We start from the raw sequence: 21,947 nt of genomic DNA on the forward strand, positions 1-21,947 counted from the left end.
GAGGGCGCCCAGGATGGAAGTGCTCAAGCTTTTTGCGCCTTACGGACCGGCTTGGCTTGGCGGCGTGCTCCTGACGCTCGTTGCGTTCTACTTCGGGAAACAATTTCTTGAGGAGTACAAACGCCAAAACCAGCGGAAGGGCGAGCTCGACCTCAAGCGCGAGGAGCGCAAGCAGGCCGAAGTCGACGAGCGCGCGCAGCGGGACCGCGAGCGCTCGCAGATGGAGGGCCGCATCGCCGCGCAGATGGAGCGCAGCAACAGCCTCATGGAGGCGATGAAGACGCTCATGGAGTCCGTCGTGGCGTCCAACGAGGTCTTGCACGCGGACTTGGCGCACAGCCAGGCGAGGAGCCAGGGGATGGCCGAGAAGGTCGACCACATCTGCGACCGCGTCGACCTTATCTACAGCAAGGAATCCGACAGATAGGAGCAATCGAATGAATGAGATCCAGGCGGGCCTCACGGTGTGCACGGTCCTGGTCGTGCCGTACATCGTGCAGGCCATCAAGACGAAGGCGATGACGGGCAACGTCGCCCGCTGGACGGCCATCGCCGTCTCGGCGGGATGCGGCGCCCTCACGGCCATGTCGGGCGGCGTCCCGACCGAACCCTCGGCGTGGGTCACGTCCATCTTCGCCGCTGTCGGCGGCGTGCAGGTGGCCTACGCGGCCTTCAAATCGGTCGGCATCACGGAAAAATGGCTGGACGCCCTGCTGGCGCTCGGCGACATCAAGGAGGACTAACATGGCAGACTTCGCGAACGTCCAGCCGGACGAGTACAAGCTTCTGGGGCGCAACTTCTCCGCAGGCCGCCCGTTCGGCATCAAGGGCGTGACCATCCACCACATGGCCGGCGACCTCAACGCCGGCCAGTGCAACGGCATCTGGGGTGCCAACGGCTGTTCTGCCCACTACTCGGTCGACCGCAACGGCCACATCGTGCAGCACGTCAACGACACCGACCGCGCCTACGCCTGCGGCGACGGGATCGGCACCGGACGCGGTAACGACACGACCATCTCGATTGAGCACGCCAACAGCGGCAGCAACCCGTGGACCGTCCACGAGAAGGCAATCGAGAGCGGCGCTCACCTTGTCGCGGCCCTGTGCCTGTACTACGGCCTCGGTCGCCCCGAGTGGTGCAAGAACGTGTTCCCGCACCGCTACTGGAGCGCCACGGCCTGCCCCGGCGAGCTTGCGGGCTCCCAGCGCGACCATTACATGCAGCGCGCTCAGGCGTGGTATGACGCGATGAAGGGCGGCAAGGCACCCGCCCCCTCCACCGCCGCTAAGCCTGCCGCGGCAAAGCCCTCTCAGGCGGCATCCGGCGGCTTCACGAAGGCATCTGGCAAGCGCATCCCCGTCCACTACTCCCTCCACCTCAAGGGCGGCGGCTGGCTGGACGAGGTGACCGACTTCGGCGCCGGGGACAACGGCTTCGCGGGCTACCCGTGCCGACAGCACGACCTCCTTTGCGCCCGAGTCGATCGCGGCACGCTCAAGTATCAGGTCCACACCATCGAGGACGGCTGGCTTGACTATGTTTCCAAGGGCGACCGCAACGATACCGTGAACGGTTGCGCCGGCATCGCCGGCCACACCATCGACGGTGTACGCATGTACTACGTGACCCCGGGCGGCGAGGAGTACAAGCAGGCGTGGTATCGCTCGCAGACCACCGCGCGCGCCGGATGGCTCGACACCGTGTGCGACGACGGCTCCACCTACGGCGGCGACGACTACGCCGGTTTCTACGGCGAGCCGCTCGACCGACTCCAAGTCTGCGTCACCGACGGCAACCCGTACTAGCATGATCGCGCTGGCTTTCGTCCTCGGCGCGCTCTTCGGCGGCACCGTGGCGACAATCGGCCTGTGCCTCGTGAGCATCAACGGGCGCTAGCCGCGGCCCGCTCGGGTTATCCCGGGCGGGTTTTTTCTCGAGAAAAGGTGTTGCTACGCCGCCCGTGGTATCCTGAGCAGCACGACGGTCCCAACGGCGCAGATCTCGGTTCTAGAATCTAGGCAGACGGGGCACCATCGAACGTAAGACCGTCCGAACCTCGCATGGTCCGGGCGGTTTTTCTTATACCGACGCGACGTGATGGGACGTGGTATGGCAGTAACGGATATCGAGCGCGGACTCTCGACCGCCGAGGTCGAGGAGCGCATCGCCGCCGGTAAGATCAACCGCAACATGGAACTTAAGACCAAGTCGGTCAAAGAGCTCATCATCGAGAACCTCTGCACGCTGTTCAATTTGATCAACGTGATCTTGGCGTTCCTGGTCATTTTGACCGGTTCGTTTAAGAATCTGACGTTCCTGTTCGTGGTGTTCCTCAATACCGCTATTGGCGTCATTCAGTCCATGCGTTCCAAGAAGATGGTCGATAAGCTCACGCTGCTGACCTCCAAGAAGGACATCGCGGTGCGCGACGGCGTCGAGGTGGAGCTCGACCTGGACCAGATCGTGCTCGACGATATCATTCGCCTGGGGCGCGGCGACCAGATTCCCGCTGACGCCGTGGTGGTCTCGGGCGAGGCACTCGTGAACGAGAGCCTGCTGACGGGCGAGAGCGACCTTATTAAGAAACAGCCTGGTTCCGAGCTCATGAGCGGCAGCTTTATCGACTCGGGCCTGCTGCGCGCCCGCGTGATTCATGTCGGCGCCGACAACTACGTGGCTAAAATTAATAACGAGGCCAAGTACGTCAAAAAGGTCAATTCCGAGATCATGAACGCGCTTAACGCCATCGTGCGCTTTGCGAGCATCATCATGATCCCGCTCGGTTTGGCGTTGTTTGCCTCAAGTGTGAGCGAGCTGTGGGATGCCGCGGGAACCCCGGGCGATAGCGCGCTTTCGTGGTGCTTCTCCGAGTTGTTGGCTGGTCATGTGCCTTCGTCGGCGCTGCTGTCCACGGTGGGCGCCCTGCTGGGCATGATCCCGCAAGGCCTGGTGCTGCTGACCTCGTCGGTGCTCGCCATCGCCACGGTGCGCCTGGCTCGCCGCAAGGTGCTGGCACAGCAGCTCTACTGCATCGAGACGATCGCTCGCGTCGACGTGCTGTGCCTGGACAAGACGGGCACCATCACGTCGGGCCGCATGGAGGTCGAGGGCACGTATCCGCTGCCGGTTGAGGGCGTGAGCCTAGGCGCCGGCTCGGACGAGGCGGTCGTTCCCGTCGATACCACGGTACTCGATTTTGCGCTGGCTAACGTCGCGCGTGCGACTTCGGCCGATGCCAACGAGACCTGCCAGGCGCTTCTCAACTATTACGCCGATCGCCCGGTCGAGGTGTCTGAGCCGCTGTCGGTCATTCCGTTCTCGTCCTCCAAAAAATGGAGCGGCGCGTCGTTTTCGCAGGGCTCCTATGTGATGGGTGCGGCGCAGTTTGTGCTCTCTGATCATGTGTTTTCGCAGGTCGAGAACCGTGTCGCCGAGCTTGCCGATACCTGCCGCGTGCTCGTTGTGGCGCGCGTGGACGGCTTTACGCCCGATGGCGATATGGTGGGCGAGGCCGAGCCCGTGGGCTTTGTGACCATCCGCGACGAGATTCGTACCTCGGCGGCCGAGACCATCGGCTACTTCAACGAGCAGGGCGTGACCCTCAACGTGATCAGTGGCGACGACCCGCGTACGGTGTCGTCGATCGCGCGCGTGGTGGGCGTGCCGGGGGCGGACGCTTATGTGGACGCCACGACGCTCGATACGCCGGCCAAGCTCGATGCCGCAGTGGACCGCTACCATGTCTTTGGTCGTGTGACCCCGCAGCAGAAGCGCGAGCTCGTGCAGGCGCTCAAGCGCCGCGAGCACACCGTGGCCATGACGGGCGACGGCGTCAACGATGTGCTGGCGCTCAAGGAAGCCGACTGCTCCGTCGCCATGGCGGCCGGCTCCGATGCCGCGCGTAATGTGGCCGAGATCGTACTCGTCGACAACGACTTTGCCTCGATGCCCGCCGTGGTGGCCGAGGGCCGTCGCTCCATCAACAACCTGCAGCGTTCGGCCTCGCTGTTCCTGACCAAGACGCTGTTCTCGATGGGCCTGGCGGCGCTGTGCATTGCGCTGCCGCCGTACCCCTTCGAGCCCATCCAGATGACACTCATCAACTTCTTTTGCATCGGCGCGCCGGGCTTTGTGTTGGGCCTGGAGCCCAACAATGCTCGCGTGAAGGGTGCGTTTTTGACGAATGTACTCAAGCGTGCACTGCCGGCGTCGATTGCGGTCATTCTGGCTGCGGCGCTCGATATCTTTGTGGCGCGCGTGTTTGGCTTTAGCCAGCTCACGCTGTCTACGATGTGTCTGCTTACGTCGTGCGCGGCGAGCGTCAGCCTGATCTGGCGCATCTCGCAGCCTCTCACGCCCTTACGTGTGGTGCTCTTTGTGTTTGTAGTCGCCGGCATCCTGGTGGGCGTTATCGGATTCCCGGGGCTGCTGTCTATTGCCAACCTGTCGATGGGCCAGATGGTTATCTTGGCTGTCATCGTGGTCTTTACCTGCTCGGTGTTCTTTAAGCTCGCCACGATGATGGATTCGCTCAAGCCGCGTCGTCGTCATGTCGCAACTGGTTTTGGCCGCGGTGTGCACGTCCGCCTGGGTCGCGGTGGCGGCAAGGTGAGCTCGACGGGTTCGACGGCCGAGCGTTTTGCCAAGCGCGTCGCCGCCGACATGGCGCAGCGCCGCGAAGATCGCACCGCTCGCGAGGCCGAGGCCCGCGCACTCGAGGGCGTGGGCCAGGCCCAGCCCAAGAAAAAGAAGAGTACCGGAGCTAAGCGCTCTCGTGTGACCAAGTCCGCCCAAGGCATCAAAGTCTCGATGCCAAGCAAAAAGAAGAAGTAGCTACGCGCCCTGGCGATGTTGAATTGGTGCCTTGTTCCTGTGGGGCCGTGGCGATGTTATGCTCTAACCTCGATTGTTTGAATTGCTTCGAAAAGAGGATGCCGTGATCTGCCCGCATTGCCTTAAGACTATCGAGGACGGCGCCTCGTTCTGCCCCTACTGCAACGCCTATGTGGGTCCGGGCGATGGTCCCGAGCACACCGAGTTCGTGTTCTGTGAGGGCTGCGGTGCCCGTCTTTCTCCGCATGATCGTACGTGCCCCAAATGCGGACGCCCCGCTCCGGGTATCCTCTCCGAGGACGCGGCCGCATCCGACCTGGCAGCGGGCCGCACGGCGGGCTTTCCGCGCCTAACGCAAGAGCAGATCGATACCGAGGTGCCGCATGCGCCGGCCTCTGCCGCTGCGGTGCTTTCGGATGCCGCTGATCCTAACGAGACCTGCGTGCTGCCGGCTTTCGATAAGGATTTCGGTATCCCCAAGGTCGATATTTCCACGCCCGTTTCCCTGCATGACGATGCTCAAAAACCCAAGCGCAAGGTGCACCCCGACGAGGACGCCTATCACAAGCACAAGCGTCATATCCCCAAGCCGCTCATCGTCATCGCGGTTCTTGCCGTCGTGTGCGGTGGCGCCTATTGGTTTGTGACGGCCGACCCCATGGGTGTTATGCCCGGTTTCTATGACCAGTTTGGACAGGCTGCGCAGACCACCTTCCCCACGCGTCAAAAGGGCGAGGCGACCGAGGACGACGCCAAACAGGACGATCCTGCCGAAGTGGTCCAGGAAGAAACCGTGCTCACCGATGACCAGCTCTATACCAGGCTCGATGGCCTGTATCAGACCATCGTGTCCTACGGTGACGAGGACCAGATCGGCGAGGTCATCGATTCGTTCAACAACGGCTATCTCCGCTCTCCGCTCTCCACGCGCCAGGAACTCTCGCAGAGTGCCTATGCGCTGCGCGACCAGATTAAAAAGACGCAAGACGAGCTCAACAACCTTAAGTACCAGGACGATACGGTCTATGCGGATGACATCGCCCACTTAAAGCAGCTTGCCGAGTGGATGTACGAGCGCGTCGACGTGATCTGCCAGAGTTGGGATATCTCGCTTGCCATTCCCGATGGCGAGTCGATGAGTTCGCATCAAAGCGAGATCTTGGCACCCATAGCGCAGGGCGGAAGCAGCGCCCTTAACCAGTACGATGCCAACGTGGGCGCTTGGAAGCCGCAACAGCGTTCATAGAAATTAGTTCGCCCTGGACGGTATTACCTACGTGCGCAATTGATGGAAGCCTGTGCTTATTGCTACAATTCGTACAAATATGCTTTAAACGCACGAGGAAGGAACCACATGTTTGGTTTTAAGAAAGAGCTCTACACGCCCGAGTATCAGCTTGCCGGCGACGAGTACGCCGTAATCGAGACGTCGAAGGGTACCATCAAGGTCAAGTTTGACGGCGAGGGCGCTCCCATTCATGTCGCGAACTTCTGCGAGCTTTCTACGATGGGCTTCTACGACGGCCTTAAGTTCCATCGCTATGTGCCCGGCTTTGTTATCCAGGGCGGCGACCCCAATACCCGTGATATGTCCGGCGCCGATGTTGCTGCCGGCCTTGAAGGCCCCGACGGCATGCCCGGTACCGGTGGCCCCGGCTACTGCATCAAGGGCGAGTTTGCTACCAATCCGCGCAACAGCCATGTTGACGGCGCGCTCGCCATGGCGCGCTCCATGGATCCCGACTCCGCGGGTTCGCAGTTCTACTTCTGCCTGGGCGCCCAGCATAACCTCGATTCCGGTTACACCGTCTTTGGTACCACGGTCGAGGGTCTCGATGTGATTTCGCAGCTGCGTGCCGGCGACGAGATCGTCCACGTCGAGATCGTTCACGAGTAAAGGGGACTTCCTTGAATAGCCAGCTGATCCAACAGGGCCGCGCCGCTTATCGCGCGGGTGATTTTTCCGCTGCAGCCCAGATGCTTGGGGCGGCAAAGACTCCCGATGAGATTATGGGCGAGGCCGACCATCTTCGCGGTAACGCCCTGATGCACCTGGGCATGTATGCCGAGGCCGCCGAGGCCTACGCTGCCGCCCTCAACGACGGCACCTATGGCAAGCGCGGCGCGCTGCTCACCAACCGCGGTAAGGCGCTCGCGGCGGTGGGCGACTACACCACGGCCGCCCAGGCGTTTTCCGCTGCAACACAGGACGCCTCCTATGCCACACCGTTCAAGGCCTATCTGGGCTTGGGCAACGCATTGTTCCAGGCGGGCGATTATGCCAACGCCGGCACTGCCTTCCGTCAGGCCGCTATCGACGGTGCCAATCCGGCTCCCGCCGCCGCTCTGGGCGAGCTCGGCCGTTGCTTTATCAAGCTCGGTCGCCCGGCAGATGCCGTGGAGACCTATCGCACGGCTATCGACTTTGCTGGTCCGCGTGACGATACGCGTGCGCTCAATGCCGGCATGGGCCAGGCGCTTTCTGCCGCCGGTCGTCCCTCCGATGCGCTCGATGCCTTTAACGCTGCTACCGCCGACGGCATCTACCAGCTCACGCCCGAGCAGGCCGACGAACTTGCCCGCGTGCATGATTCGCTGGCCGCGCTTTCTGCCCAGACGGCCATGGCTACGGCTCCGGCGCCCGCGATGGACGCTCCCGCCGTCGATCCGCTTGATCCTACGGGTGCAACCGGTCAGTTTATGCCCGACCCCTCGGACACCGGCTTCTTCACGCTGTCCGAGTCCGAGATGGTTCAGCAGGACCGTCAGGATCGTAAGCAGGCCAAGGTCCGTCGTCGTCATCGCCACACGGGTCTCAAAGTCTTCATCGTGCTGCTTCTGCTCATTTTGATTGCTGCGGGCGGTCTGGGCTTTGCCTACACGCGCGGCTTTGGCTTCCCCTCGCAGGAGTCGGTTATCACCGATCTGTTCCAGGCTGCTGGCGACGGTGACAGCGCAAAGGCCGAGTCTTGCCTGGCCTCGAGCCTGTCCGAGGACGCCAAGTCGATGATCATCTCCTCGATTCCGCAGGGCGCCACCGTGTCCGTCGAGGGCATGGATCAGTCCATGACCGAGACGACCGCCAAGGTCAAGGCTTCGCTGTCCAAGGGCGGCGAGCAGGAGTACACCGTCAAATTCGTGCGCTCCGACAATCATATCGGCTGGGCCGTTTCCTCGCTCGATATGGATTTCTCGGCTGCTGACAACCAGTAGTGACCTTATGGGATTTAGCTTTGCCCGGCGCTTCACCGCAAGTGAGGTGCCGGGCTTGCGCTAGTATCATGAGCTAGTAGTTTTCCAGCAATCATCCAACACATCAGGAGTTGCGTTGTTTTCTTTGATGGATATGTTCTTCGGTAGCTATGCGGGCGATCTTGCCATCGACCTCGGCACCGCAAATACGCTTGTCTCCGTGCGCGGCAAGGGCATCGTCATTCGCGAGCCCTCTGTCGTCGCCATCGATAAGAACGACGAGCGCATCCTGGCGGTCGGTATCGAGGCAAAGCGCATGCTCGGCCGTACGCCCGGCAACATCGTGGCCGTTCGTCCCCTGAAGGACGGCGTCATCGCCGACTTCGATGTTACCGAGGCTATGCTTCGCTATTTTATCGACAAGGCGTCCGAGAAGCGCTATCCGTGGACCCCGCGTCCGCGCGTTGTCGTCTGCGTTCCCTCCGGCGTCACGTCGGTCGAGAAGCGTGCTGTCTTTGAGGCCACGATCCAGGCTGGCGCTCGCCAGGCCTACCTGATCGAGGAGCCCATGGCTGCCGCTATCGGCGCCGATCTGCCCGTCGAGGAACCCACCGGCTCCATGGTCATCGACATCGGTGGCGGTACCACCGAGGTTGCCGTTATCGCTATGGGTGGCATCGTCGTCTCGCAGTCCATCCGTATTGCCGGCGACGAGTTCGATCAGGCCATCCTCACGCACGTTCGTGATGCCTACAACTTGGCCATCGGCGAGCGTACGGCAGAGGACATCAAGATCAAGGTCGGCTCCGCCGTGCCGCTCAAGGACGAGCTCGACGTCGAGGTCAACGGCCGCGACGTGATCACCGGTCTGCCCAAGACCGTGCGCATCGAGAGCGAGGAGATTCGTCGCGCGCTCAACAAGCCGCTCGACGAGATGGCCAAGGCCGTCAAGGACGCACTCGACGCTACGCCTCCCGATCTTGCCTCGGACCTTATGTACTACGGTATTTTGCTGACTGGTGGCGGCGCACTGCTGCGCGGTCTCGACGTGCGCCTGCGCGATGAGACCGGTGTTTCGGTCAACGTCAGCCCCACGGCGCTCGATAACGTCGTTAACGGCTGTGCCCGCGTGCTCGAGGCCAATGCGTTTGATGGCGGCTTCGTCCAGACCAATGCTTAATTTCCAAAAGGTGGATTCCATTTGGCACGATCTTCGGGTTTCTCCACAAATCTGAATACCAAGCGACAATCAACGGGTATGCGCCCGTTGATTGTTTTCAGCCTGATTTCGGTGTTGCTGCTCACGTTTTACATCCGCGAGGGCGAGGCAGGACCGATTCATGCCGTGCGTTCGGGCGTGACGACGATTACCTCGCCGGTGCGCTTTGTGGGCTCGGCTGTGGCGGCCCCCTTCAATGCGATCGGCAACGTGTTCTCTAACCTTACGGCGTCGCAGGACACGCTTGACGAGCTTAAGAAGCAAAACGAGGAGCTGACCTCTAAGGTTGCTGAGCTCTCCGAGGCTCAAAAGACCGCCGAGCGTCTGGAGGGGCTGGTCGGCCTGCAGTCGACCTACAACCTCAAATCGACCGCTGCTCGTATCGTTGGTGCCTCGGGCGATGCCTGGACCTCGACCGTAACCATCGACAAGGGCTCTGCCGACGGCCTTACCATCAACATGCCCGTGACGAGTTCTGCCGGTGTTATCGGTCAGATTATCGAGGTATCGGCCAAGACCTCTACCGTGCGCCTTATTGGCGACGAGAACTCGGGTGTGTCCGCCATGGTACAGGACACGCGCGCCCAGGGCATGCTGCAGGGTCAGGCTGACGGCACGCTGCGTCTTGAGTACGTGAGCGTCGACTCCGATGTTAAGGTTGGCGACATCATCGTGACCTCGGGCATTGGCGGTGTGTTCCCCAAGGGTCTACCGCTCGGCACCGTCTCGTCGGTCGAGAAATCGGCAAACGACGTGTACTACACCATTGTGGTGCGCGCCCAGACCACGGCCGAGAACAACGAGGAAGTGCTGGTCATCACCTCGCTGACCGACGAACAGTCGGCCTCGGATGAGGACGTGAGCACGGCCAACAGCACGCCGCAGGGAACGTCGCGCGATGCTGCGACCAAGACGAAGGACGAGAGCTCGGATGACAGTTCCGACACGTCCGAGACGACCGATTCCGGCTCGAGCGAATAGGGGGCATGTCCATGGATCTACACGAGCAGGGGATGAGCTCCCGCACGTTTGTAATCGCCGCCATCGTGTGCGTGCTGCTGCAGGCAGGCCTGGCACCGCAGATCTCCATTGCGGGCGGTCGCGTCAACTTCATGATTATCCTGGTGTGCCTAAGCGTGTTCTCGGGCGACCCGACCCGTGCCGTCGTGTGCGGTTTTTGCAGCGGCTTGTTCTATGACCTGTCCGCTGCCGTGCCGGTGGGCGTTATGTCGCTCCTGCTGACCGTGGGTTCTTTTGCCCTGGTGCACAGCGCCGTCGGTCAGACGGGCGGTACCCCGAGTGCGCGCGGCGTCACTGTGGGCGCCTTTGCGCTCGTCATTAATGTGATTTACAGCATCATCTTGCTGTTTATGGGTTTGGAGACGAGCTTTGTCGTGGCGATCTTCGGCCATGCGCTGCCGTCCTCGATCCTGACGGGTCTGGTTGCCATTCCGTTTTTGATGTCCGGCGTCGTGCCGCAGTCCGGCTATGGATTCTCCGCACGTGGCGGACGCCAGACGGGTATGCGCTTTAAGCCCAAGACCCGCAAGCTCAAATAGGGGAGGCCCGTAGATGTCTTCCCAGTTGACGGTTATTATCGCTGGTATCGTGCTGGTTGTGGCCATCGTGGTCGCGCTGGTCATCATGCGTCGTGGCGATTCCCGTTTTACCTACGATACGCAGCATGGAACGGCCCCACGCGCCACCGAGGGCGAGGGCAATACCGCGGCGACCGCCTTTAAGGGCCGCTTTTCCATCCTCACCACGGGTGTGGGCGCGATGTTTGCGGCGCTCGCCGTCAAGCTGTGGGGCATGCAGATGGTCTCGTCGGACTATTACGAGAAGCAGGCTAATAGCAATCAGACTCGCACCGTTACCACTCCCGCTGTACGCGGCCGCATCCTCGACCGCAATGGCGTGGCGCTTGTCCAGAACCGTCCCTCACTTGCTGTCGTGGCCTACCGCGACCTTGCCGAGGATGAGGTTCTGGTTCGCCATCTTGCCAACGTGCTTGGAATGCCTTATGTGGCGGTCCTTCGCAATATTCAGGACAATACAGAGGGCGCTCAGAGCCTGCATACCATCGCGACGGACGTCCGTCGCTCCACGGTTGCCTATATCAAGGAACACGCCGGCGAGTTCCCGGGCGTCAAGATTGCCGAGCGTACCGAGCGCCAGTATCCATACGGTGAGACGGCATGCCATATCTTGGGCTATACCGGCACCATTACCTCCGAGCAGCTCGAGGCCCAGAATAAGAAAACCTCTGGCGATGATAATGCTTCTGCTGGCAAGATTACGTACCAGTCGGGCGATATCGTGGGCCAGGCGGGTGTTGAGAGCTACTACGAAAACCTGCTGCAGGGTATTCGTGGTGAGCAGACCGTCAAGGTCGATGCCTCGGGCAATGTGACCGGTCAGGCCGGCGCCGTGCCCGCGAAGGCCGGCTCCGACATTAAGCTCACGCTCGACCTTAAGATCCAACAGGCCTGTGAGACGGCGCTGGCGAGCGCTATCGAGCTTGCCAAGACCACTGGCTACAGCAATGCCGGCAACGGCGCTGTGGTGTGTCTCGATCCCAACAATGGCGAGATCCTGGGCATGGCGAGCCAGCCCAAGTTCGATCCGTCCGTCTTTATCGGCGGCGTCTCAAATGACGTGTGGACCGAGCTCAATGATGACAAGGGTTCGCACCCGCTGCTCAACCGCGCCATTAGCGGACAGTACATGTCGGCCTCGACCATCAAGCCGCTCTCGGCACTGGCCGGTCTTGAGTTTGGAACCTACACTTCAACGCAGACAACCAACTGCACGGGTTATTGGACGGGTCTGGGCAAGGCTTGGGGCAAGCGCTGCTGGCTGACGTCTGGCCACGGCACCATGACGCTGCAGTCGGGTATCGCCAACTCGTGCGACCCCGTCTTCTACGACATGGGTAAGGCGTTCTTTTATGACGAGCAACATCCCGAGGGCCTGCAGGAGGTCTTTCGTCGCTGGGGCCTAGGCAAGACCTGCGGTATCGATCTGCCGAGTGAGGGCGCGGGTCGTATTCCCGATGCCGAGTGGAAAGAGTCATACTTCACCGACGCCTCTGCCGAGGACCGCAAGTGGAATGCCGGCGATATGACCAACATTGCTATCGGCCAGGGCGACATCCTGGTGACGCCCCTGCAGATGGCGTGTGCCTATATGGGTCTTGCCAACGGCGGCAAACAATACGTGCCTCACGTGTTTTTGTCTGCCGTGTCGCGCGATGGCGACGGCGATGCCTATAAGTACAACGGCAAGGGCAAGAAGAAGCGCCTGGAGGCCAAGATCAACAGCGATTCGGATTTGGCTCTTGTTCGCAACGGCATGCACGACGTGATTTACACGGCATCGACGTCCCTGGCGGCGCACTTTGGCACCCTGACGCCGCAGGTATACGGCAAGTCGGGCACGGGCGAGAAAAGTGGCGAGGACGAATACGCGTGGTTCTGCGCCTATGCACCGGCCGATGATCCCAAGTATGTCATCGCTACCGTCCTGGAGCAGGGCGGCGGTGGCTCAGATACCGCGATGCATGTCGTGCGCGACGTGCTCGGCGTGATTTATGACGAGCCCGATACCTCTTCGGCCTCGGGCGATTCTTCGGTTCGATAGGAGGTTGCGATGGATTTTTCTCCGGCGGATCTGTTCCGTTCAACCAAGACCGGCTCTCGCAGCAGCCTGGACCGCGTCAACAAGCAACTTTCGGCCTCGCGCGGCACGTTTCGCCAAAAGGTGCATATCGGTGTGCTCGTGGCTACTGTGGCGCTCGTCGCCTACGGTGCCATCATTATCTGGTCGGCTTCGCAGTTTAAGGCCGATGCATCGTTTTCACGCCATCTTCTGGGAATTGGCATCGGGGCGGTGCTGGCGGTGCTGGTCTGGCGTACCGACCTGCGCGGTATTTCCAATTTCTCGACGGCGTTGCTCGTCATCGACCTGATCGTGATCTTCTCGCCCAAGATTCCGGGTCTGTCCTATACGGGCGGTCTGGGCATGACGGGCTGGATCAAGATTCCCGGTATCGGCTTGACGTTCCAGCCGGTTGAGCTTGCCAAGCTCATCACCATCTTCTTTATTGCTACGCTTGGTTCGCAGTATAACGGTCGCATCGATACCGTTCGCGACTATGTCAAGCTCTGCGGCATGCTTTCCATTCCGTTTTTGGCCGTCGTTGCCATGGGCGACCTGGGATCGGGCCTGGTCGTGCTGGTTTCTGGCGCTATCGTCATCTGTATGAGCGGTGCACGTCGCGAATGGGTGCTGTCGACCCTGGCCCTGCTTGTGGGCCTGGTGGCCCTCGTCCTGGCGCTCGATTCGGTCTTTGATTCGTTGCTCGGCCACGATGTGCTCATCAAGCAGTATCAGATGAACCGTCTGACGGTCTTTATCGACCCCGATAATGCCGATTCGGACGATGCGTACAATCTGCAGCAGTCGTTGATCGCGGTCGGCTCGGGCGGTTTCTTTGGTAAGGGCCTGGGGCATGCGACGCAGTCGGCCGGCGGCTTTCTGCCTGAGTTCCACACCGACTTCGTCTTCGCCTTCCTGTCTGAGACCTTTGGTTTTTGCGGTTCCTTTTTGCTCCTGTGCCTCTACGTGCTGCTGATCTTTTCGACGATTCGCGTCGCCTTTAAGTGTGAGTCGCTGTTTTTGCGTCTTTCGTGTGTGGGCATCGTTGGCATGTGGGCGTTCCAGACCTTCGAAAACATCGGCATGTGCATCGGCATGATGCCGATTACCGGTATTCCACTACCGTTTATTAGCTTCGGTTCGTCTTCGATGATGATTCAGCTGCTGACGGTGGGTATCGTACAATCCATATGGCGGCATCGTTCGGGCGCCGCGTAACCGCTGGAGGGGTTTGCTATGAAAATTCCCGTAGATAAGCTGACCCGCGCTTTTAAGATGGGCGCGTCCGTTAAGAAGGATTCCGATACGCCGGTGCGCGTCTCGGTTTATCTGGATTCGTCCGCCTCGCGCTTTCTGGCCGAGACGGTGCGAGACGCCTTTGTGCCGCAGACGACCTCGGGCATTGTGCGCGTCGAGCGTCTGGGGGAGGAGCGAATTGCTCCAAAGACCGATACCGATGTGGTGCTGGTGCTCTCGTGTGGTTCCGACCGCTTGGAGAGTGCCGTGCAGGAGCTCGTGATCGCCGGCGCGCCCGTGTGCGTGCTTGCCGAGTCTGCTGTGGAGGTGCCGTTTATCGAGGAGTCCACGCCCATGCTCGGCGTGGTGGCGGCAACCGATAAGACGTATCTGCTCGAGACGCTTGCCCGCTGGATTCTCGATCGCACCGACAAGGAAACGGCTTTTGCGGCGAACTTTGCCTTTATGCGCATCGCGGCAGCCAATCGTATCATCACCTCGTGCGCGCTCACCAATATGGCGACCGGTGCGCTGGTGTTTTTGCCGGGTGCCGATTATCCCGTTATGGCCCTGGCGCAGGTGGGCATGCTCTTTGAGCTCGCGGCTGTCTTTGGGCGCGGCATAAAGCCCGAGCGCGGCTATGAGGTCGCGGGCGTGCTCGTCGGCGGTCTGGTGATTCGCGCCGTCACCCGCGCATTGGTGAAGCAGACGCCGCATATTGGGTTTGCCGTCAAGGCGCTCACTGCTGCCGCGGGCACCTACGGCATGGGCCGTGCGCTCGTTTCGCTTTACGAGCGCGATGTCGACTACAGCCGTGCCAACGAGGTGGTCACTGCCACGTTCTCCCGCGTTCGCGATCTGGTGACCACGGTCGCGGGCGCTACCCGTCCTATGGCGTCCTATCAGGACGCATCAGATCTCGCTGCTTAGGGGTTTTCCGTTGCGCGTTCCGTACCAAGATTGTTTTCATTTAATTGAGCCGTTGCTCGCCAAGGTCGAGAAGCCGAGCCGCTATATCGATCACGAGTGGGGCACGCTTTCCAAGGCCGATGCCGACTACCGTTGCTGCCTGATCTACCCGGATGTGTACGAGGTTGGTCTGCCCAACCAGGGCATCGCCATCCTCTACAACATCCTTAACCAGGCCGAGGGCATCTCCTGCGAGCGTGGCTATGTGCCGTGGCCCGATATGGGTGACGCCATGCGCGAGGCGGGCATTCCGCTGCTCTCGCTCGAGGGTGCAGCGCCGGTCGCTTCGTTTGATATCGTCGGTCTGCATGTGCCGCACGAGATGGCGGTGACGAACTTCCTCGAGGCACTCGACCTCGCTGGCATTCCACTGTTGGCGGCCGACCGAGGCGAAGACGACCCCATCATCATCGCCGGCGGCCCCTCGGTGTACAACCCCGAGCCGTACGCGGCCTTCTTCGATGCCATCCTCATCGGTGAGGGCGAGGAATCGCTGCTCGAGACCTGCCAGCTGCATCGCCGCCTGCGTGACGAAGGGGTCCCGCGCGCGCAGATTGTCGAGCAGCTTGCATCCATTGCCGGCAACTACGTGCCGTCGCTCTATGAGGTTCGTCACGACGAGCCCTGCTCGCCGCATGGCTACACCGTGCCGCGTGAGGGCAAGGATGCGCCGACCGTGGTCTACAAGCGCGTCGTCGAGGATTTCGGCGCCACGAATCCGCTGTCGCAGTCGTGCGTGCCCTATGCGCAGCTGGTCCACGACCGCCTGTCTATCGAGATCCTGCGCGGCTGCGCCCGCGGCTGTCGTTTTTGCCAGGCCGGCATGACGTATCGCCCGGTGCGCGAGCGCTCGGCCGACCAGATCGTCTCGTCGGTGATTCAGGGTCTGGAAAAGACCGGCTATGACGAGGTGTCGCTGACCTCGCTCTCCACGACCGACCACTCCTGCATTCGCGACGTGCTCGGCAGGCTCAACCATCGCCTGGAGGATACGGGTATTCGCGTGTCTATTCCGTCGCAGCGTCTGGATTCGTTTGGCGTGGATATGGCCGAATCGGTCGCCGGCGAAAAGAAGGGCGGCCTGACGTTCGCGCCCGAGGCCGGCAGCCAGCGCATGCGCGACATCATTAACAAGAACGTTACCGAGGAGGACCTGGACCGTGCGGCCAAGGCGGCCTTCGAGGCCGGTTGGAACCGCATGAAGCTCTACTTTATGATGGGTCTTCCCGGCGAGCGCGACGAGGATATCGTGGCCATCGCCAATCTGGCCGATCACGTGCTGGAACTCGGTCGTTCCGTGGTGCCCAAGGCTCGTCGCGGCTCGATCTCGGTGTCGATCTCGGTTTCGGTCTTTATCCCCAAGGCTGCCACGCCGTTCCAGTGGTGCCCGCAGCTCGACTACGACGACGTCAAGCGTCGCCAGAAGCTGCTTATCACGAGCGTTCGCAACCGTGCCGTCCGCGTGCATTACCACGATGCCGAGACCTCGCTCATCGAGGCCGCGCTGTCCCGCGCCGGTCGTGACATGACGCCCGTCATCATCGACGCTTGGCGCTCGGGCTCTCGCTTTGACGCCTGGGTAGAGCATTTCTCGCTCGATAACTGGAAGGAGGCTGCTGCCAAAAACGGCATCGACCTCAATGAGCTCGTGCACCTGCCCTACGAGTTGGACTGGCGCCTGCCGTGGGAGCACGTGAGCCCCGGCTGCACGCGCGGCTTCCTCAAGCGCGAGTACCGTCGCTCGCTCGAGGGCGTCACGACTCCCGACTGCACCCGCACGTCGTGCACCGGCTGCGGGATCTGCCCCACGCTCCACGCCAAGAATGTATTGATGGGTGATCGCGCATGAGTGAGCGCCTGACCGACAACCCCTCGCTCTTTAGACTTCGTGTTCGCTATGGCAAGCGCGATCGCCTTAAGTACCTGGGCCATCTCGAAGTAATCCATACCATTGAGCGCATCGTGCGCCGTGCGGGACTTCCCTATGCCGTCACGCAGGGCTTCTCCCCGCACATGCGCGTGGGCTTCTCTTCGGCGCTGCCGGTGGGTACGTCGTCGACCTGCGAGTGGTATGACCTGTTTATGACCGAGTTCGTGGCGCTCGACGAGGCGTTTGGGCGCCTGGCTGCGGCGTCTCCGGCCGATCTGGCGCCCATCGAGGCGGCGTACATCGACGTGCGCACGCCGGCGTTGACGGCACAGCTCACGCGCCTGTCGTATCGCATCGACCTGCACTTGGATCCCGAGGCGCCCGTAAGCGCCGACGAGGTGCGTCGTGCGCTCGACACGCTGCGCGCGGACCATGGCATCGACTACGCGCGCGGAAAAAAGAGCAAGCGCTTGGATTTGGATCACACGCTCGTGGGCTATGAGCTCACGGCGGGGGAGCGCCCGGACCATTTGGTGCTCATGCTCGACACCCATGCCGACAACGAGGGCTCCATGCGTCCGGAAATTTTGCTTTCCGCTGCTGATGTTTTGTTGCAGGGCTTGACCCCGGGCGTGGATGCACCTATTGTTTCCACCGGTATGCAAGACCTCGTGACCATCTGCTCCTACGATGTCGAGCGTCAGAATCAAGCATGCGAGGACGACGAGGGCCGACTCGTCAGCCCCATACCTGTGCGAACTTGTGGATTTGCTCCACATACTCGTTGACGGGGGTATTTTCGCCTGCTACTATATTCGGCTGTTGCACTAACTGATGCATGAAGGGCAAGTAAACATGTACGCAATCGTTAACACGGGCGGCAAGCAGTACAAGGTCGCCACCGACGATGTCATCACCGTCGAGAAGATCGAGGGCAATGAGGGCGACAAGGTCACCCTGCCGGTTATCTTCCTCAACGATGGTAAGAAGATCGTCACCGATCCCGACAAGCTGGCCAAGGCCAAGGTTACCGCTCAGATCGTTGAGCAGTTCAAGGGCGAGAAGCAGCTGGTCTTCAAGTTCCACAAGCGCAAGCGCTATCGTCGTCTGAAGGGTCACCGTCAGCAGCTCACCAAGCTGAAGATCGTGAAGGTCCAGGCTACGTCCCGCGCCAAGAAGGCTGTCAAGGCAGAGGCCGAGGCTGTTGCCGAGGCTCCCGTCGCCGAGTAGATTACACTCGTAACGAAAGAGTAGGTATACACAATGGCACACAAAAAAGGACTCGGTTCCTCCCGTAATGGCCGTGACTCCCGCGGTCAGCGCCTTGGCACGAAGCGCTATGCCGGCCAGACGGTAACCACGGGCACGATTCTCGTCCGTCAGCACGGCACGCACATCCACCCGGGTGAGAACGTTGGCCGTGGTAAGGACGACACGCTGTTCGCGCTGGTCGACGGTACCGTTGAGTTCCACAAGGGTATCAAGCACAGGGTCAGCGTACGCCCGCTCGCGAACGCGTAATTCACCCTTCATAGAGCACATATGTGGGAGGCACTTGAGTTTTAGGATTCAAGGGTCTCCCTCTTTTTTGTAGGAGGCGATTCTGTTGTCACAGTTCACCGATATCAGCCGCATTAACGTGTGCGGCGGCGACGGCGGAGCCGGATGCATGTCGTTTAGGCGCGAGGCATTTGTCCCCAAGGGCGGCCCCGATGGCGGCGACGGCGGTCGTGGCGGCAATGTCGTCATCCAGGCCGATGCTCAGCTGTCTTCGCTGATCGATTACCGCTTTAAGCATCACTTCCGCGCCGAGCGCGGCACGCACGGGCAGGGTGCCCGTCGTAACGGTAAGAGCGGCGAGGACCTGATTCTCAAGGTCCCTATGGGTACCGTGGTGCGCGAGCTCGACCCCGAGACGCAGACCCCGATGTTCGAGATTGCCGACCTCGTTCACGATGGCGAGCGCGTTGTCGTGGCGCCCGGCGGTGCCGGCGGCCTGGGCAACACGCACTTTGTGACGTCGGTGCGCCGCGCGCCCGCGTTCGCTCAGCTGGGCGAGCCGGCCGAGGAGCACTGGATCGAGCTCGAGATGAAGCTTATGGCTGATGCCGCGCTCGTGGGCTTTCCCTCGGTGGGTAAGTCATCGCTCATTGCGCGCATGAGTGCCGCCCGCCCCAAGATCGCTGACTACCCGTTTACCACGCTCGTGCCGAACCTCGGCATGGTGCGTGCCGGCGAATATTCTTACGTCGTTGCCGACGTCCCCGGTCTCATCGAGGGCGCGAGCGAGGGCCGTGGCCTGGGTCACCAGTTCCTGCGCCACATTGAGCGTACGGCCCTAATCATGCATGTCGTCGACATGACGGGTGGTTTTGAGGATCGCGATCCGGTCGAGGACTATCGCATCATCAACCGCGAGCTCGAGCAGTATGGCGCCGAGCTTTCGGAGCGTCCGCAGATCGTCGTCGCTAACAAGTGCGATGCGCCGGGCACGGCTGACAAGATTGCCGACCTTAAGCGTGCGGCGCTCGACGATGGCCATATGTTCTTTGCCGTGTCTGCTGTTACGGGCGCCGGCCTCAACACGCTGATGCTTGCCGTGGGCGAGCAGGTGGCTAAGCTGCGCGCCGAGTTGGCTGTCTCCGATGAGCCGGTCGTTCTGCGCGACGATGAGTGGGAGCGCCGTCGCCTGCAGCGTGAGAAGCGTTTCCGCATTGTCCAGGAAGAGCCCGGTGCCTTCCGCGTGGTCGGTCGCGCCATCGAGCGCATGGTCATTCAGACCGACTGGGAAAATGAGGAAGCCGTCATTTACCTGCAGCATAAGTTTGCGCGTATGGGTGTTGACGACGCGCTCGAGAAGGCCGGTTGCCGTGCGGGTGACGAGGTCCGCATTTGCCAGCGCGCCTTTGACTTTGAGGGCGCCGAGGACTTCTCGGAGTACGAGGACGAGCTCGAGGATGCAGACGTTGAGGTTATTGACGTAGCGGCCGAGGGTGCGGACGTGGCTGATGCCACCGAGGGCTCCGAAGGCACTACCGAAGTCGACGTTGTTGAGACCCCGGAGGGCGAGTAGGCCATGTCGCTGCGAGGTGGAATCGGATTGCCCGAGCTGCCCATCAAGGATGGGCATGAGTTTCGGCTTGGCATTATGGGTGGCACCTTTGATCCCATCCATTACGGGCACCTGGTGACCGCTGAGCAGGCGCGTGAGTCCCTCGACTTGGACGCTGTGCTCTTTATGCCGGCGGGCTCTCCTGCCTTTAAGCTTGACAAGCCGGTGACGCCTGCCGAGGACCGTTATGCCATGACGGTCCTCGCCACCGCCGCGAACCCGGCCTTTTTGGCGAGCCGGTTCGAGATCGACCGCCCGGGCGTAACCTATACGGCCGATACGCTTCATGCCCTTCGCGACTTTTACCCGCCGCAGGTAAAGCTCTACTTTATTACGGGCGCCGACGCGATTATCGATATTGTGACCTGGCATGATGCCGAACGAATCGCTGAGCTTGCTACCTTTATTGCGGCGACGCGACCGGGTTTTGATATCGATACGGCGCGTGCCCGAATCAAAGAGTCGGGGCTGCCGTTCGACGTGCGCTATATTCAGATTCCGGCGCTGGCGATCAGCTCGACTAACATTCGTAAGCGAGTTGCCCGCGGCATGAGCGTGCGCTATCTTACGAGCGAGTCCGTGCTCGGCTACATTCGCAAACGCAGGCTATATGCCGATTTGGGCCAAGAAGATTTTGAGTGATGGGGGTCTACGTTGTCGGTAGAGGATCAGTTTGAGGGCGATGAGCGCGCGCTGCTCAAGCGCATTCAAGAGCTGCTCGATGTTCGCATGAAGGATAAGCGCAAGCGCTATGTGCATTCGCTGGGTGTTGCCGAGACCGCACTTCATCTGGCGGAGGTCTACGGCGTTGACCGCTTTGATGCCGCTGCTGCCGGTCTGATCCACGACTGGGACAAAGTGCTCTCCGACGACGAGCTGGTTACGCGCGCTCTGCATTACGGCATTAAGATTGCCGGCTCTCCTTCCGCCGCGACGCCGCTTTTGCATGGTCCTGTTGCCGCCTATGAGCTTCCGCAGCTTTTCCCCGAGTTGTCGCCGGCCGTTTTCCAGGCTGTCGACCGTCACACCGTGGGTGCCTGCGACATGACGCCGCTCGATACGGTGGTCTTTGTGGCCGATGCCATCGAGCCCAACCGCCACGGCGACTATGCGCATGCGCTGCGCAAGATGGTGGGGGAGTCGACGCTCGATGAGTTGTTCTTCTCCTGTTTTGCGCAGGGTTTGGTCTATGTGATCCAGTCTGGGCGCTATCTTTATCCCACAGCTATTACGATTTACAACCATTACGCCCAGCTGCGCTAGCTCGGGCTGTCTAGAAAGAGGTATTCCATGGACGACGAGACCATGACCGACGAGCAGATTCTTGAAGGTGTGGAGCACAAGAGCTTCGTCGCCACGTCCGACCGCACTGCCGCCTCGCTGTCCGCGAGCGGTGTCGCCGCCGAGGATGTCGCCCGCGCCGCCGCGCAGGCCGCCTACGACAAGAAGGGCGAGGACGTTCAGGTGCTCGACCTGACCGAGCTTTCCGACGTATGCGACTACTTTGTGCTTGCCACCGGTACCAACAACCGCCAGGTTGATTCAATTGTCGACGAGATCGAGGAGAAGGTCGCCGAGGCTTGCGGCGAGCATCCGTTCTCCATCGAGGGCCGCGAGCAGAAGACCTGGATGCTCATGGACTATGGTTCGGTTGTCGTCCACGTCTTCACTCCCGAAGCGCGCGACTTCTACCGCCTCGAGAAACTCTGGGGAGACGCCCCCCAGCTCCCCCTCAACCTCCTCTAAATGATTTTTCTGGGACGGGGATAAAATAAGGCTCTGTTAGACCAGGATTGACATACATGTGTCCCCACGGTGCCATATCTTTGACCCCGTAGACCGCGATGATGGG

At 61.2% G+C, this 21,947-nt stretch carries 21 protein-coding genes; all 21 read left to right on the plus strand.

Annotated elements, in window-relative coordinates:
* Positions 1–13: 13 nt before the first annotated feature.
* Positions 14–427 (plus strand): hypothetical protein, encoded by a 414-nt coding sequence (locus I1969_RS06845; RefSeq protein WP_161160240.1) that lies wholly within the window; start codon positions 14–16, stop codon positions 425–427.
* A gap of 10 nt (positions 428–437) precedes the next feature.
* Positions 438–743 carry a hypothetical protein gene (locus I1969_RS06850; RefSeq protein WP_195234103.1) on the plus strand — a complete coding sequence of 102 codons (306 nt, stop codon included), beginning with the start codon at positions 438–440 and terminating at the stop codon, positions 741–743.
* A gap of 1 nt (position 744) precedes the next feature.
* On the plus strand, positions 745–1,809 hold the full coding sequence (locus tag I1969_RS06855; protein ID WP_161160242.1) for a peptidoglycan recognition protein family protein: 1,065 nt from the start codon (positions 745–747) through the stop codon (positions 1,807–1,809).
* A gap of 304 nt (positions 1,810–2,113) precedes the next feature.
* The gene (locus tag I1969_RS06860; RefSeq protein WP_195234104.1) at positions 2,114–4,837 is read left to right on the plus strand and encodes an HAD-IC family P-type ATPase; all 2,724 of its coding nucleotides are present in this window, start codon (positions 2,114–2,116) and stop codon (positions 4,835–4,837) included.
* 103 nt (positions 4,838–4,940) lie between these two features.
* Positions 4,941–6,083, plus strand: coding sequence for a zinc ribbon domain-containing protein (locus I1969_RS06865; RefSeq protein ID WP_195234106.1), 1,143 nt, complete (start codon positions 4,941–4,943; stop codon positions 6,081–6,083).
* A gap of 108 nt (positions 6,084–6,191) precedes the next feature.
* Positions 6,192–6,734 carry a peptidylprolyl isomerase gene (locus I1969_RS06870; RefSeq protein ID WP_195234108.1) on the plus strand — a complete coding sequence of 181 codons (543 nt, stop codon included), beginning with the start codon at positions 6,192–6,194 and terminating at the stop codon, positions 6,732–6,734.
* Positions 6,735–6,745: 11 nt separating this feature from the next.
* Positions 6,746–8,050: a tetratricopeptide repeat protein gene (locus I1969_RS06875; RefSeq protein WP_229028310.1), complete on the plus strand. Its 1,305-nt coding sequence runs from the start codon at positions 6,746–6,748 to the stop codon at positions 8,048–8,050.
* Positions 8,051–8,177: 127 nt separating this feature from the next.
* On the plus strand, positions 8,178–9,209 hold the full coding sequence (gene mreB / locus I1969_RS06880; protein ID WP_006236061.1) for a rod shape-determining protein: 1,032 nt from the start codon (positions 8,178–8,180) through the stop codon (positions 9,207–9,209).
* Between the two features lie 78 nt (positions 9,210–9,287).
* Complete coding sequence (gene mreC, locus I1969_RS06885) at positions 9,288–10,229, plus strand: rod shape-determining protein MreC (protein WP_082421788.1); 942 nt, start codon at positions 9,288–9,290, stop codon at positions 10,227–10,229.
* 11 nt (positions 10,230–10,240) lie between these two features.
* A complete protein-coding gene (locus I1969_RS06890) occupies positions 10,241–10,807 on the plus strand; it encodes a rod shape-determining protein MreD (RefSeq protein ID WP_022094761.1) in 567 nt (188 codons plus the stop codon).
* Between the two features lie 13 nt (positions 10,808–10,820).
* Positions 10,821–12,890: a penicillin-binding protein 2 gene (gene mrdA / locus I1969_RS06895; protein WP_195234110.1), complete on the plus strand. Its 2,070-nt coding sequence runs from the start codon at positions 10,821–10,823 to the stop codon at positions 12,888–12,890.
* A gap of 9 nt (positions 12,891–12,899) precedes the next feature.
* On the plus strand, positions 12,900–14,126 hold the full coding sequence (locus tag I1969_RS06900; protein WP_022094759.1) for an FtsW/RodA/SpoVE family cell cycle protein: 1,227 nt from the start codon (positions 12,900–12,902) through the stop codon (positions 14,124–14,126).
* Between the two features lie 18 nt (positions 14,127–14,144).
* A complete protein-coding gene (locus I1969_RS06905; protein WP_195234112.1) occupies positions 14,145–15,074 on the plus strand; it encodes a YcjF family protein in 930 nt (309 codons plus the stop codon).
* A 10-nt stretch (positions 15,075–15,084) separates the two neighbouring features.
* Entirely contained in the window at positions 15,085–16,962 is a 1,878-nt protein-coding gene (locus tag I1969_RS06910; protein ID WP_195234114.1) for a TIGR03960 family B12-binding radical SAM protein, read from the plus strand.
* The gene (locus tag I1969_RS06915) at positions 16,959–17,771 is read left to right on the plus strand and encodes a TIGR03936 family radical SAM-associated protein (protein WP_195234116.1); all 813 of its coding nucleotides are present in this window, start codon (positions 16,959–16,961) and stop codon (positions 17,769–17,771) included. The genes I1969_RS06910 and I1969_RS06915 overlap by 4 nt, the downstream gene beginning before the upstream one ends.
* Before the next feature lie 67 nt (positions 17,772–17,838).
* The gene (rplU, locus tag I1969_RS06920; RefSeq protein ID WP_035138585.1) at positions 17,839–18,213 is read left to right on the plus strand and encodes a 50S ribosomal protein L21; all 375 of its coding nucleotides are present in this window, start codon (positions 17,839–17,841) and stop codon (positions 18,211–18,213) included.
* A gap of 33 nt (positions 18,214–18,246) precedes the next feature.
* On the plus strand, positions 18,247–18,504 hold the full coding sequence (rpmA, locus tag I1969_RS06925) for a 50S ribosomal protein L27 (protein ID WP_006236075.1): 258 nt from the start codon (positions 18,247–18,249) through the stop codon (positions 18,502–18,504).
* Positions 18,505–18,589: 85 nt separating this feature from the next.
* Entirely contained in the window at positions 18,590–20,056 is a 1,467-nt protein-coding gene (gene obgE / locus I1969_RS06930) for a GTPase ObgE (protein ID WP_195234118.1), read from the plus strand.
* Positions 20,057–20,059: 3 nt separating this feature from the next.
* A complete protein-coding gene (nadD, locus tag I1969_RS06935; protein WP_195234120.1) occupies positions 20,060–20,737 on the plus strand; it encodes a nicotinate-nucleotide adenylyltransferase in 678 nt (225 codons plus the stop codon).
* An 87-nt stretch (positions 20,738–20,824) separates the two neighbouring features.
* Complete coding sequence (yqeK, locus tag I1969_RS06940) at positions 20,825–21,358, plus strand: bis(5'-nucleosyl)-tetraphosphatase (symmetrical) YqeK (protein ID WP_195234132.1); 534 nt, start codon at positions 20,825–20,827, stop codon at positions 21,356–21,358.
* A 27-nt stretch (positions 21,359–21,385) separates the two neighbouring features.
* On the plus strand, positions 21,386–21,841 hold the full coding sequence (gene rsfS / locus I1969_RS06945) for a ribosome silencing factor (RefSeq protein ID WP_195234128.1): 456 nt from the start codon (positions 21,386–21,388) through the stop codon (positions 21,839–21,841).
* Positions 21,842–21,947: the final 106 nt, after the last annotated feature.

This window comes from Collinsella aerofaciens (assembly GCF_015548375.1).
Lineage (GTDB): Bacteria > Actinomycetota > Coriobacteriia > Coriobacteriales > Coriobacteriaceae > Collinsella > Collinsella aerofaciens_AB.

Coding starts and splice junctions, on each gene's coding strand:
- I1969_RS06845 (WP_161160240.1), top strand. CDS start 14: ATGGAAGTGCTCAAGCTTTTTGCGCCTTACGGACCGGCTTGGCTTGGC.
- I1969_RS06850 (WP_195234103.1), top strand. CDS start 438: ATGAATGAGATCCAGGCGGGCCTCACGGTGTGCACGGTCCTGGTCGTG.
- I1969_RS06855 (WP_161160242.1), top strand. CDS start 745: ATGGCAGACTTCGCGAACGTCCAGCCGGACGAGTACAAGCTTCTGGGG.
- I1969_RS06860 (WP_195234104.1), top strand. CDS start 2,114: ATGGCAGTAACGGATATCGAGCGCGGACTCTCGACCGCCGAGGTCGAG.
- I1969_RS06870 (WP_195234108.1), top strand. CDS start 6,192: ATGTTTGGTTTTAAGAAAGAGCTCTACACGCCCGAGTATCAGCTTGCC.
- mreB (WP_006236061.1), top strand. CDS start 8,178: ATGGATATGTTCTTCGGTAGCTATGCGGGCGATCTTGCCATCGACCTC.
- mreC (WP_082421788.1), top strand. CDS start 9,288: ATGCGCCCGTTGATTGTTTTCAGCCTGATTTCGGTGTTGCTGCTCACG.
- I1969_RS06890 (WP_022094761.1), top strand. CDS start 10,241: ATGGATCTACACGAGCAGGGGATGAGCTCCCGCACGTTTGTAATCGCC.
- mrdA (WP_195234110.1), top strand. CDS start 10,821: ATGTCTTCCCAGTTGACGGTTATTATCGCTGGTATCGTGCTGGTTGTG.
- I1969_RS06900 (WP_022094759.1), top strand. CDS start 12,900: ATGGATTTTTCTCCGGCGGATCTGTTCCGTTCAACCAAGACCGGCTCT.
- I1969_RS06905 (WP_195234112.1), top strand. CDS start 14,145: ATGAAAATTCCCGTAGATAAGCTGACCCGCGCTTTTAAGATGGGCGCG.
- I1969_RS06915 (WP_195234116.1), top strand. CDS start 16,959: ATGAGTGAGCGCCTGACCGACAACCCCTCGCTCTTTAGACTTCGTGTT.
- rplU (WP_035138585.1), top strand. CDS start 17,839: ATGTACGCAATCGTTAACACGGGCGGCAAGCAGTACAAGGTCGCCACC.
- rpmA (WP_006236075.1), top strand. CDS start 18,247: ATGGCACACAAAAAAGGACTCGGTTCCTCCCGTAATGGCCGTGACTCC.
- nadD (WP_195234120.1), top strand. CDS start 20,060: ATGTCGCTGCGAGGTGGAATCGGATTGCCCGAGCTGCCCATCAAGGAT.
- yqeK (WP_195234132.1), top strand. CDS start 20,825: ATGAAGGATAAGCGCAAGCGCTATGTGCATTCGCTGGGTGTTGCCGAG.
- rsfS (WP_195234128.1), top strand. CDS start 21,386: ATGGACGACGAGACCATGACCGACGAGCAGATTCTTGAAGGTGTGGAG.